Origin of the sequence: Isoptericola sp. NPDC057653 (genome assembly GCF_042799955.1) — a bacterium.
Taxonomy (GTDB): Bacteria; Actinomycetota; Actinomycetes; order Actinomycetales; family Cellulomonadaceae; genus Isoptericola.
Genome location: NZ_JBHVHP010000004.1, coordinates 305,799 through 317,873, shown reverse-complemented (window position 1 = coordinate 317,873; position 12,075 = coordinate 305,799). Strand labels below are relative to the sequence as shown.

The window sequence follows — 12,075 nt, the reverse complement described above, 5'->3', positions numbered from 1 at the left end:
TCCGTCGCGCGGTCGTATCCTCCCGAAGTGGAGCGCCCGCTGGGGCGCGTGAACGCGACGCGCGAAGGTCATCGGCCGCCCCGCGAACCCCGCCACGACACCGCTCAGAACCGGAGCGGCGCGCTCAGTGCCAGACGGAGACTTCCTCGACGCCCGGCCGGTACTCGAAGTGCCAGGGCTCGTAGTTGCCGGAGCCACCACGCTGCGCCCACGGCGGGTTCTCCCAGCCGTAGGCGGGGCCGTTCTCCCACAACCAGCCGTAGACGTCGCTGGTGCGGTACTCCTGCCCGCACAGGTCGACGGCGAGCCCCCAGCCGTGCATCGACGAGCCGGGCTGCGCCGCGAGGTACCCGCGGCTGGCCTTGACGGCGTACTGGGTGGACAGCGAGCGGTAGCTGGCGACGAGGCACAGGTCGCGGCCGAAGCGGGCGCGGAAGGCGTCGTTGAGGCCGCTGAGGGCGACGGCGGCGTCGGCCCGGAGCTTCTCGCCGTCCTGCCAGATGTTGCAGAGGGAGTGGTCGGCCAGCTGGCCGTTGGTGCCGTCGATCGGAGCGTCGGCGTCGCAGTCCGGCATCGGGCTGCGCTCCGCGCTCCGGCTGGCGGCGGAGGCCTCGACGCGCACGTCGCGGGGCGCGGCGGCGATCGCGCTGGACGTGCGGGGGGTGTCCACCCCCTGCTCGAGGAGGGCGAGGGTGGAGGGGCCGGTCGGCTGCGTGTCGAGGTCGAACGGGGTGCCGCCGTGGCTGGCCTGCGCGTCGGTGACGAGGGGCGCGGCGATGGTGGCCGCGGCGAGCGAGCCGAGGACGGTCAGGCGCGTGACCCAGGCGTGGCCGGCGGGGGCGGCGTGCCGCCCGTCGCCGCGCGAGGACGACGAGCGCTTGCGAGGCTTCTTGCCGGCGCGGGCGAGCTCGGCCTCCCGGATCTCCCGGCGTGAGCGCGGCGCGGCTGCGTCACCCTGCGACGTCGCCTCCACAGCACCTCCGCGCTCGTACCGGGACGGCCGCCGTGGCCGCCCGGGTCTCCGGACCCGAACACGGACCGCCCGTCGCCGCGTGTCCCGCACGCGGCCGCAAGGGCGATCCGTCACGGAACCATAACGGGGTCGCGCTCCCCCGCCAAGTCCCGGTCCGCCCCGTGGTTGCCCGCGGCGCGCGCCCTCTCGGGTGGGAGGGTGTCCACCCTGGTCAGGGTCGCCGCTGCATCGCGTCCCGGACCTCGCCGACGAGCTCTTCGAGGATGTCCTCGAGGAACACGACGCCGAGCACCCCGTCCGGCCCCTCGACGCGCGCGAGGTGGGACCCGGAGCGCTGCATGGCGCGCAGGGCGTCCTCCACCTCGTCGCCCGGCCGCACGGACGCGAGCGCGCGCACGCGCCACGCCGGGACGGGCAGGTAGCGGTCGCCGTCCGCCGCGTAGAGCACGTCCTTGAGGTGCAGGTAGCCCCGCAGGGCGCCGCCCGTGCGGTCGGCGTCGTCGTCGTCCGCGTCGCCTCGCACGGGGAAGCGGCTGTAGCCGGTGCGTGCCACGAGGTGCTCGACGTCGTCCGGCGTGGTCTCGGGCCCCACCACCACGAGCTCGTCGAGGGCGACCATGACGTCCCCGGCGGTCCGCGACGAGAACTCGATCGCGCCGGCGAGCAGCCCCTGCTCGTCGCGGAGCACGCCCTCGGCCTGGGAGTGCTCCACGATCGACTGGACCTCCTGCGCGGTGAACGCGGAGGCGACCTCGTCCTTGGGCTCGACGCCCGCGAGGCGCACCGCGTGGTTGGCGACCCAGTTGAGCGCGGAGATCACCGGGCGCACAGCCCGGCCCAGCAGCACCAGCGGCGGCGCGAACCAGAGGGCCGCGGTCTCGGGGCCGGCGACGGCGAGGTTCTTGGGCACCATCTCGCCGAGCACCACGTGCAGGTACACGACGATCGCGAGCGCGAGGACCAGCGAGACGGGGTGCAGCAGGGCCACCGGCACCCCGACGGCCTCGAACGGCACCTCGAGCAGGTGCGCCAGCGCGGGCTCGGCCACGATGCCCAGGCCGGTGGAGCAGACCGTGACGCCCAGCTGCGCGCAGGCGAGCATCAGGGACACGTGCTCCATGGCCCACAGGGCGGTGCGGGCGCGGCGGTCGCCGGCCTCGGCCCGCGGCTCCATCGCGCTGCGGCGCGCGGAGATGACGGCGAACTCGGCGCCGACGAAGAAGGCGTTGCCGGCGAGCAGCAGCACGCCGAGCAGCAGGGCGGTCCCGGTGGTCATCGGCCCTCCCCCCGCGCGTCGTCGGCGTCGTCGTCGGGCGGGTCGGCGAGGACGCGCAGGCGCTCCACGCGACGCCCGTCCATCGCCTCGACCCGCAGCAGCACGTCGCCGCAGCGGACCTCGTCGCCCCGCTCGGGGACGCGGCCCAGCTCGGCCATGACGAGCCCGCCGAGCGTCTCGTATGCCGGACCCTCGGGGACCACCAGGCCCGTGCGCTCCTCGAGCTCGTCGGGGCGCAGCACGCCCGGCACGACCCACGAGCCGTCGGTACCGCGCACGACGCCGGCCCGGCGGGGGTCGTGCTCGTCCGCGACGTCGCCCACGAGCTCCTCCACGACGTCCTCCAGCGTGACGATCCCCGACGTGCCCCCGTACTCGTCCACGACGACGGCCATCTGCAGGCCCAGCCCGCGCAGCTCCACGAGGAGCGGGCCGAGCCGCACCGTCTCGGGGACGCGGGGCGCGTCGACCATGAGCGCGGCGGCGGGCACCTCACCGCGCCGGTCGTGCGGGACGCCGACGGCGCGGCGCAGGTGCACCAGGCCCACGACGTCGTCCCGGTCCTCGCCGATCACGGGGAACCGCGAGTGGCCGGTGCGGCGGGCGAGGGCGACCACCTCCGCCGCGGTGGTGTCCCGCTCGACGACGGCCATGCGCATCCGGTCGGTCATGACGTCGCGCGCGGAGAGCTCGTCGAGCTCGAGGGAGTTGGTCAGGAGGGTCGCGACCGACTGGTCGAGCGTGCCCTCCTGCGCCGAGCGGCGTACCAGCGACAGCAGCTCCGACGACGAGCGGGCCCCGGAGAGCTCCTCGCGCGGCTCCACCCCGACCCGCCGCAGCAGCGCGTTGGCCGACCCGTTGAGGACGACGATCAGGGGCCGGAACAGCATCGTGAAGACGCGCTGCACGGGGACCACGAGCCGCGCCGTCGCGTGCGGGGCGGACAGCGCGAAGTTCTTCGGGATCAGCTCGCCGAACAGCATCGAGAACGCGTTGACGACCACGAGCGCCAGCACGACCGCGAGCACGCCGGCCACGCCCTGCCCCATCGCCGTGGCGGCGAACGCGTCGGAGAACAGGGACAGCAGCGCCGGCTGGGCGGTGTAGCCCAGCAGGATCGTCGTGATGGTGATGCCGACCTGGGCGGAGCTCAGCTCCGTCGACAGGTGCTTGAGCCCGGCGCGCACGGCCCGGTCCCGCCGGTCCGACGGGCGCGCGGTCGTCGTGTCGCCGCCGGGCCGCGGACTGTCGCCCTCCTCGTCGTCGGCCCCGAGGACGGCCGGGTCGAGGGTCACGAGGGAGAACTCGCTGGCCACGAACACCGCGGTGCCCGCAGTGAGCGCGACGCCCAGCACGATCATGAGCACGTCGCTCAGCACGAGCGGCTCCGGAGGGTGCGGCGCGGCGGCACCGAACGGTGCGGCGGCGGGGTGGCCAGACGGATCGGCGCGGGCGGCCGCGCGCTATATCGGCTCTCGTCCATCGTGCTCGATGCTATCCGGCGGCCGGCCCCGGGCGAGTCGGCGTCCACCCCGGACAGCGTGTGTACAGCGCTCCCCCAGGCTCGCGGTGCAAGATGGCACCATGACCACCGCGACCCCTCCGAGCACCCCGGGCACCTCGGGCACGTCGGGCCAGCAGAACGCCACCGTGCTCGTCGTCGAGGACGAGCCAGCGATCGCGGCCGCCATCGCGCAGCGGCTGTCCGCCGAGGGCTGGCGCGTCGAGGTGGCGCGCGACGGCCTCGCCGGCGTGGACGCCGCCTCCCGCCTCCACCCGGACGCGATCGTGCTGGACGTCATGCTGCCCGGCATCGACGGACTCGAGGTCACCCGCCGCATCCAGGCGGACCACCCGATCCCGATCCTCATGCTCACCGCCCGGGACGACGAGACCGACATGCTGGTGGGCCTCGGCGTCGGCGCGGACGACTACATGACCAAGCCGTTCTCCATGCGTGAGCTCGTGGCCCGCGTCAAGGCGCTGCTGCGTCGCGTCGAGCGCGCCCAGCAGGCCGCCGTCACGACGCCCGCCGACCCGCCGATGGTCATGGGCGACGTCACGATCGACCGGGCGCAGCGGCGCGTGCACCGCGGGGGCGACGAGGTGCACCTGACGCCCACCGAGTTCGAGCTCCTGGTCATGCTCGCCAGCTCCCCCAAGACGGTGCAGACGCGTGAGCGGCTCCTGGCCGAAGTGTGGGACTGGGCCGACGCGAGCGGCACCCGCACCGTGGACTCGCACATCAAGGCGCTGCGCCGCAAGCTCGGGCCCGACCTGATCCGCACCGTGCACGGCGTCGGCTACGCCTTCGAGCCGCCGGAGTCCTGATGGACGCCGGCCCCGGCGGACCGGACGACAGGCCCGGTCCCCCGCCGCGGCGCAAGGAGCACCACCGGCTGCCCGACGTCCGCCCGCTCGACCCGCTGCGGTCGCTCAAGACGAAGCTGGGCGTGCTGGTCGTCGCGACGGTGACGTTCGCCGTCCTCATCACGTGGATCGGCCTGCAGAACGAGCTCGGCCCCACGCGCACGCTCCCCCTGGCGATCTTCCTGTCGCTGGTCATCGTGCAGCTCCTCGCCCGCGGCATGACGTCGCCGCTGCGGGACATGACGGCGGCCGTGCAGGCGATGGCGGCGGGCGACTACTCGATCCGCGTGCGCGCCACGAGCCGCGACGAGGTGGGCCAGCTCGCCGAGGCGTTCAACGTCATGGCGGCCGACCTGGACGCCTCCGACCGCGTGCGCCGCGAGCTCATCGCCAACGTCTCCCACGAGCTGCGCACGCCCGTCGCGGCGCTGCAGGCACAGCTGGAGAACATGGTGGACGGCGTCACCGAGCCGACGCCGTCGGCGCTCGAGCTGTCGCTGGAGCAGACGGAGCGGCTCACCCGGCTCGTCACGTACCTGCTGGACCTGTCGCGCGTGGAGGCCGGGGCGTCCGCCCTCGTGCTGAGCGAGTTCTCGGTGGGCGACTTCCTCGAGGAGACGGCGCAGGCGATGTCGATGGTCGACGCCGCCAAGGGCCTGAGCTACGTCGTGGACGTCACTCCCCCGGACCTCACGCTCGAGGGCGACGTGGAGCGCCTGCGCCAGGTGGTCACCAACCTGCTGCAGAACGCGATCCGGCACTCGCCGCACGCCGGCACGGTGCGGCTGGACGCCTACCCCGTGGACGACGACGTCGTCCTCGAGGTGAGCGACGAGGGACCCGGCATCGCCCCCGAGGACCGCGGCCGCATCTTCGAGCGGTTCGCCAGCGGCGCGGCCGCCGGCCGGCCGCACGCCGCGCCGCCCGCCGGGATGGCGAGCGGCGGCACCGGCATCGGCCTGGCGATCGTCCGCTGGGCCGTCGACCTGCACGGCGGGCACGTCGAGGTCGCCGACACCGCCCGCGGCGCGACGATGCGTGTCACGCTCCCCGCCCAGGCCCGGCCCGCACCCGGCGTCACGACCGAGTCCGACGACTGACCGTCGCCCCGCGCACCGGCCGCCGTCACGGCGTGACGTTGCTCACACTCGTCCGTCACGTCGTGCCAGGCCTGGTCCGCCCATGACGCCGGACAACGGAGTCATCGGGTCGACCCGAGGAGCCGTTGCCCCCCGCATTACCGGACGGTCACGATGCCGCCCCGGGGGCCCCGGAACGGCCGTCTGACGCCGCTCGGCCTCCCCGGCGACACGCCGCGAAGGGCATAGGCTGGGACCTGCGTGCGGCACCGCCGTGCGTATTTTCCGGTCGAACGAGTTGCAACGGTGTGAAAGTGGGCGATCCGCGCGTGGTGTCCCCGAAGGACGGGTCAGAGTCGATCAGCGTGGCGAGCGCGTTCGGAGCCAACGAATGGCTTGTCGACGAGCTCTACGAGCAGTACCTCAAGGACAAGAACGCGGTGGACCCCGCGTGGTGGGACTTCTTCGCCGACTACGAGCCCGGCGAGCACGACGGCGCCGCGGCCGACGCGGCGCCCGCGCAGCCCGCGGCCCCGGTGACGCAGGCTCCCGCCCCGGCAGCGCCCGCGGCGCCCCAGGCGGCCCCCACCCCCGCGAGCGGGTCCGGCACCGCCGCGGCCGAGGCCGCGAAGGCGGCCAGCAAGGCCGCGAAGGCGGCACCCGTCCCGGCCGACCCCGAGGTGAGCGCGGTCCGCCCCGTCGCCGAGGCCCTCCCGGCCACGGCGCCCTACGCGGAGGTCGCGAAGGCCTCGCCGAAGACCGCCGAGGACGACGCCACCGACGACGTGCAGAAGCTGCGCGGCCCCGCGGCCCGCGTCGTCACCAACATGGAGGCCTCGATCGAGGTCCCGACCGCCACGTCGGTGCGTGCCGTGCCCGCCAAGCTCATGGTGGACAACCGGATCGTCATCAACAACCACCTGGCCCGCGGCCGCGGCGGCAAGATCTCGTTCACGCACCTCATCGGCTTCGCCCTCGTCGAGGCGCTGTCCGACATGCCGGTGATGAACGCGCACTACGAGAGCATCGACGGCAAGCCGCACGTGGTGCACCCCGCGCACGTCGGCTTCGGCCTCGCGATCGACCTCGCCAAGCCCGACGGCTCGCGCCAGCTCCTGGTGCCGAGCGTCAAGAAGGCCGAGGAGCTCGACTTCGCCGGCTTCTGGGCCGCGTACGAGGACCTCGTGCGCAAGGCGCGCGGCGGCAAGCTCGGCATGGACGACTTCGCCGGCACCACGATCTCGCTGACCAACCCGGGCGGCATCGGCACCGTGCACTCCGTGCCGCGCCTCATGGCCGGCCAGGGCACGATCATCGGCGTCGGCGCCATGGACTACCCCGCGGAGTTCGCGGGCGCGTCCGAGGAGCAGCTGGCCCGCATGGCGATCTCGAAGGTCATGACGATCACGTCGACCTACGACCACCGCATCATCCAGGGCGCGCAGTCCGGCGAGTTCCTCAAGGTCCTCGCGGGCAAGCTGCTCGGCCTCGACGGCTTCTACGACCGCGTCTTCGCGGCCCTGCGGGTGCCGTACGAGCCGGTCCGGTGGGTGCGCGACAACACGGTGGACGCCGACGTCGAGGCCGCCAAGCCGGCCCGCATCGCCGAGCTGGTCCACTCCTACCGCTCGCGCGGCCACCTCATGGCGGAGACCGACCCGCTCGCCTACCGCCAGCGCAAGCACCCCGACCTGGACATCCAGAACCACGGCATGACGCTGTGGGACCTGGACCGCCGCTTCCCGACGGGCGGCTTCGGCGGCAAGACCAAGGACACGCTGCGCGACATCCTCGGCCTGCTGCGCGACTCGTACTGCCGCACCATCGGCGTCGAGTACATGCACATCGCCGACCCGGCCCAGCGCAGGTGGCTGCAGGAGCGGCTCGAGTCGGGCTACGCCCGCACGCCGCGCGAGGACCAGCTGCGCATCCTGCGCCGCCTGAACTCCGCCGAGGCGTTCGAGACCTTCCTGCAGACCAAGTACGTCGGCCAGAAGCGCTTCTCGCTCGAGGGCGGCGAGTCCGTCATCCCGCTGCTGGACGCCATCCTGTCGAAGGCCGCCGAGGGCGGGCTCGACGAGGTCGGCATCGGCATGGCGCACCGCGGCCGCCTCAACGTGCTGGCGAACATCGCGGGCAAGAGCTACGGCCAGATCTTCAAGGAGTTCGAGGGCCAGCTCGACCCGAAGAGCGTGCAGGGCTCCGGCGACGTGAAGTACCACCTCGGCACCGAGGGCGTCTTCACGGCCGAGACCGGCGCGACCACGAAGGTCTACCTCGCGGCGAACCCGTCCCACCTCGAGGCGGTCGACCCGGTGCTCGAGGGCATCGTGCGCGCCAAGCAGGACCGCATCGACCTGGGCGGCGACGGGTTCTCCGTCCTGCCGATCCTCATCCACGGCGACGCGGCCTTCGCGGGCCAGGGCGTGGTCCCCGAGGTGCTCAACCTCGCGCAGCTGCGCGGCTACCGCACCGGCGGCACGATCCACGTGATCATCAACAACCAGGTGGGCTTCACCACCGGACCGTCGTCGTCGCGCTCCACCACCTACGCGACCGACGTCGCCAAGGGCTACCAGGTCCCCGTCTTCCACGTGAACGGCGACGACCCCGAGGCCTGCGTGCGCGTGGCCGAGCTCGCCTTCGCCTACCGCGAGCAGTTCGACCGCGACGTCATCATCGACATGGTCTGCTACCGCCGCCGCGGCCACAACGAGGGCGACGACCCCTCGATGACGCAGCCGCTGATGTACAACCTCATCGAGGCCAAGCAGTCGGTGCGCAAGCTCTACACGAAGAACCTCGTGGCGCGCGGCGACATCACGGTCGAGGAGGCCGAGCAGGCGCTGCAGGACTACCAGTCCCAGCTCGAGCGGGTCTTCACCGAGACCAAGTCGGCGGGCGCGGCCACGACGCCCGACGGCGACGACGAGATCCTCGGCCTCGAGCGGCCCGAGTCGCAGCGCGAGGGCGCCGGCGACATGGTGGGCTGGCAGACGGCCGTGCCGCACGCCGTGCTCGAGCGCGTCGGCGCCGTCCAGGTGTCGGCCCCCGAGGGCTTCACCGTGCACCCGAAGCTGGCCCAGATGCTGGAGAAGCGCCAGCTCATGGCCAAGGAGGGTGGCATCGACTGGGGCTTCGGCGAGCTCGCCGCCTTCGGGTCGCTGCTCATGGAGGGCACCCCGGTGCGCCTCGCCGGGCAGGACTCGCGCCGCGGCACGTTCGTGCAGCGCCACGCCGTGCTCCACGACCGCAACACGGGCGCCGAGTGGACCCCGCTGCTGTACCTGGCGGGCGACCAGGCGAAGTTCTGGGTGTACGACTCCTCGCTCAGCGAGTACGCGGCCCTCGGCTTCGAGTACGGCTACTCCGTGGAGCGCCCGGACGCCCTGGTGCTCTGGGAGGCGCAGTTCGGCGACTTCGTCAACGGCGCCCAGACGGTCATCGACGAGTTCATCTCGTCGGCCGAGCAGAAGTGGGGCCAGAGCTCGTCGCTGGTCATGCTGCTGCCGCACGGCTACGAGGGCCAGGGGCCGGACCACTCGTCCGCCCGCATCGAGCGCTTCCTGCAGCTCGCGGCCGAGAACAACATGACCGTCGCGCAGCCGTCCACGCCGGCGTCGTACTTCCACCTGCTGCGTCAGCAGGCGTACGCCCGCCCGCGCCGCCCGCTGGTCGTCTTCACGCCGAAGCAGCTGCTGCGCCTCAAGGCCGCGGCCTCCAGCGTGGAGGACTTCACGACGGGCACGTTCGAGCCGGTCCTGCCGGACCCGACCGTGGACGCCGCGCAGGTGGACCGCGTGCTGCTGAGCACGGGCCGCGTGTACTACGACCTGCTCGCCGAGCGGACCCGCCGCGAGGACACCCGCACCGCCCTGGTGCGCCTGGAGCAGCTCTACCCGTTCCCGGAGGAGCAGATCCGCGCGCAGCTCGCGCAGTACCCGGGCGCCGAGGTCGTGTGGGTCCAGGACGAGCCGGAGAACCAGGGCGCCTGGTCCTTCCTCCACCTGGCCTTCCCGGAGGACATGCCGCGCGTGCGCGTCGCGTCCCGCCCGGCGTCCGCCGCCACCGCGCCCGGCACGGCCAAGCGGCACAAGGAGCAGCAGGAGGTCCTGCTCGCGCAGGCCTTCGACCGCGTCTGACGCGCCGCGCACGGGGACGACGAAGGGCGCCCCTCCACCTGCGGGTGGAGGGGCGCCCTTCGTGCTGCGACGTCCGGTGCGGCGGCGAGGTCCGGCGGGACCTCCGCCTCACCACCTGTCGTGCACGTGCTCCTTGATCGCCTCGTCGTAGATCTCGCGCACGCCGGAGGTGAACAGCGGCCCGAGCACCTCGGCGGAGCCGGCGGCCGCGTTGAGCCGCGCCTGCTCGGCGCTGCGCGCGCCGGGGATGACGGTCGAGACGCCGGGCTGCTGCCAGACCCAGGCGATGGCCGCCTGGGCGGGCGTGAGGTCCTGCCCCGCGGCGGAGCCCGCGAGCTCCGTGAACCGTGCGGCGGCGTCGACCCCGACGTCGAACGGGACGCCCGCGAAGGTCTCCCCGACGTCGAAGGCCTTGCCCTCGCGGTTGAACGTGCGGTGGTCGTCCTCGGAGAACGTGGTCTCGTGCGTGTACCGGCCCGACAGGAGGCCGGACGCGAGGGGCACCCGCGCGATGACCCCCACGCCGGCCGCGGACGCCGCGGGGAGCACCTGCTCGAGCGGCTTGAGGCGGAACGCGTTGAGGATGATCTGCACCGTGGCGACGCCCGGCCGCGCGATGGCGGTGAGCGCCTCGTCGACCGTCTCGACCGAGACGCCGTACGCGGCCGTCACGCCGTCGGCGACGAGCGTGTCGAGCGCGTCGAAGACCTCGTCGTCCGAGTACACGGCGGTGGGCGGGCAGTGCAGCTGGACGAGGTCCAGCGTCTCGACGCCGAGGTTGCGGCGCGACCGGTCGGTCCACTCGCGGAAGTTCGCCAGCACGTAGTTCTCCGGCACCTGGTCCATCCGGCGGCCCATCTTCGTGGCCACGGTGAGCCCGTCGTCGCGGTGGTCCGCGAGGAACGCGCCGATGGTCTGCTCGCTGCGCCCGTCGCCGTAGACGTCCGCCGTGTCGAAGAAGGTCACGCCGGACTCGAACGCGGCATCGAGCACCGACCGGGCCTGGTCGTCGTCGACCGAGCCCCAGTCCGCCCCCAGCTGCCAGGTTCCCAGGCCGACGACCGACACCAGCCGGCCGGTGCGGCCGAGCACCTGCTTCTCCATCGTTCCCCCGTTCGGTGGCACCGCCGTCGTCGACGTCGGCGCGGACCCCTCGCGCGCGCGAGGAGACGTGTCGTCAGATCTGGCTCCCCTACGCTACGTCGCCCGCACCGATCCGGCGTGCCGACTACGGTGTGAGCGTGAACACCGCTGAATCCTCCGCCGTCCCCACCCCGTCGGGCCGGCAGTTCCGCATCGCCGCCGGCGAGCACCGCGCCACCATCACCGAGGTCGGTGCGATGGTGCGCGAGTACGCCGTCGGCGGTCGCGACGTCTTCGTCCCCTTCGCCGAGGAGGAGGCCGCCCCCGTCTTCAACGCCGCCGTCCTCCAGCCGTGGCCCAACCGCCTGCGCGACGGCGCCTACGTCGTCGACGGCGTGCCGCACCAGGTGGCGGTGAGCGAGCCCGACCGCGGCACGGCCCTCCACGGGCTCGTCTGCTGGTACCGGTGGACGCCGGTCGAGGTCGCCGAGGACACGGTGACCCTCGAGCTCGCGCTCCCGGCGCAGAAGGGCTGGCCGTTCCAGCTCGTGCTGCAGGTGCGCTACGCGGTCTCCGACGCCGGCCTGGAGGTGGTGACGCGGGCGCGCAACGTGGGCGCCGGGACCGCGCCGTACGGCGTCGGCTTCCACCCCTGGCTCTCGACCGGCGGCGCGTCGCTCGACACGTGCACCGTGAGCCTCGACGCCACGACCCACGTGACCGTCGACGACCGCCTGCTGCCCACGGGAACCGAGCCCGTCGCCGGCCCGTACGACCTGCGCGCCACCCGGTCGATGGCGGGGCTGGACCTCGACGACGCGTGGGTCGACGCGACCCGCGACGACGCCGGCCTCTCCTGGGCGCGGCTCGGGTGCCCGGACGGGCGCACGGCCGCGATCTGGATGGACGGCTCGATGGACTGCTGGCAGGTCTGCTCGGCCGACCACATCACCGGGTACGAGCGGTTCGGGCTCGCGGCCGAGCCCATGAGCTGCGTCGCCGACGCGTTCAACACCGGGGAGCGCCTGGTGCGGCTCGCCCCCGGCGACGAGCACGTCGTGCGCTGGGGCGCCACCCTGCTCTGACGCCGTCCGGGGCATGCCCTCGGCCCGCCGCACGGCCCGGCCCGGCGTGGGATCCCGCCACCCGGCC

Annotated in this window: 8 protein-coding genes; 4 read left to right on the top strand and 4 right to left on the bottom strand. The window is 73.6% G+C overall.

Features of this window, described 5'->3' with window-relative positions:
• Positions 1 to 124: 124 nt before the first annotated feature.
• From ACFU9A_RS20935 to ACFU9A_RS20925, 3 genes are all read right to left on the bottom strand, one after another.
• A complete protein-coding gene (locus ACFU9A_RS20935; protein ID WP_430577232.1) occupies positions 125 to 973 on the bottom strand; it encodes a D-alanyl-D-alanine carboxypeptidase family protein in 849 nt (282 codons plus the stop codon).
• A gap of 211 nt (positions 974 to 1,184) precedes the next feature.
• Complete coding sequence (locus ACFU9A_RS20930) at positions 1,185 to 2,249, bottom strand: hemolysin family protein (RefSeq protein ID WP_430577231.1); 1,065 nt, start codon at positions 2,247 to 2,249, stop codon at positions 1,185 to 1,187.
• The gene (locus ACFU9A_RS20925; protein ID WP_430577230.1) at positions 2,246 to 3,628 is read right to left on the bottom strand and encodes a hemolysin family protein; all 1,383 of its coding nucleotides are present in this window, start codon (positions 3,626 to 3,628) and stop codon (positions 2,246 to 2,248) included. Before ACFU9A_RS20925 ends, ACFU9A_RS20930 begins: the two co-directional genes overlap by 4 nt.
• A gap of 205 nt (positions 3,629 to 3,833) precedes the next feature.
• Here ACFU9A_RS20925 and ACFU9A_RS20920 point away from each other — a divergent pair, with 205 nt between their 5' ends.
• From ACFU9A_RS20920 to ACFU9A_RS20910, 3 genes are all read left to right on the top strand, one after another.
• Positions 3,834 to 4,580, top strand: coding sequence for a response regulator transcription factor (locus ACFU9A_RS20920; protein ID WP_430577229.1), 747 nt, complete (start codon positions 3,834 to 3,836; stop codon positions 4,578 to 4,580).
• The gene (locus ACFU9A_RS20915) at positions 4,580 to 5,719 is read left to right on the top strand and encodes a sensor histidine kinase (RefSeq protein ID WP_430577228.1); all 1,140 of its coding nucleotides are present in this window, start codon (positions 4,580 to 4,582) and stop codon (positions 5,717 to 5,719) included. Before ACFU9A_RS20920 ends, ACFU9A_RS20915 begins: the two co-directional genes overlap by 1 nt.
• 344 nt (positions 5,720 to 6,063) lie before the next feature.
• Positions 6,064 to 9,840: a multifunctional oxoglutarate decarboxylase/oxoglutarate dehydrogenase thiamine pyrophosphate-binding subunit/dihydrolipoyllysine-residue succinyltransferase subunit gene (locus ACFU9A_RS20910; protein ID WP_430577227.1), complete on the top strand. Its 3,777-nt coding sequence runs from the start codon at positions 6,064 to 6,066 to the stop codon at positions 9,838 to 9,840.
• 108 nt (positions 9,841 to 9,948) lie between these two features.
• Here ACFU9A_RS20910 and ACFU9A_RS20905 read toward each other — a convergent pair whose 3' ends face one another.
• A complete protein-coding gene (locus ACFU9A_RS20905; RefSeq protein ID WP_430577226.1) occupies positions 9,949 to 10,944 on the bottom strand; it encodes an aldo/keto reductase in 996 nt (331 codons plus the stop codon).
• Positions 10,945 to 11,081: 137 nt separating this feature from the next.
• On the opposite strand from ACFU9A_RS20905, the gene ACFU9A_RS20900 reads away from it, so the two are divergent.
• A complete protein-coding gene (locus tag ACFU9A_RS20900; RefSeq protein WP_430577225.1) occupies positions 11,082 to 12,008 on the top strand; it encodes an aldose 1-epimerase family protein in 927 nt (308 codons plus the stop codon).
• The last annotated feature ends 67 nt before the right edge of the window (positions 12,009 to 12,075 follow it).

What these genes read in the sequence shown, in the direction of transcription:
- ACFU9A_RS20905 (WP_430577226.1), bottom strand. Translation starts at nt 10,944, where the DNA reads ATGGAGAAGCAGGTGCTCGGCCGCACCGGCCGGCTGGTGTCGGTCGTC.
- ACFU9A_RS20915 (WP_430577228.1), top strand. Translation starts at nt 4,580, where the DNA reads ATGGACGCCGGCCCCGGCGGACCGGACGACAGGCCCGGTCCCCCGCCG.
- ACFU9A_RS20930 (WP_430577231.1), bottom strand. Translation starts at nt 2,249, where the DNA reads ATGACCACCGGGACCGCCCTGCTGCTCGGCGTGCTGCTGCTCGCCGGC.
- ACFU9A_RS20920 (WP_430577229.1), top strand. Translation starts at nt 3,834, where the DNA reads ATGACCACCGCGACCCCTCCGAGCACCCCGGGCACCTCGGGCACGTCG.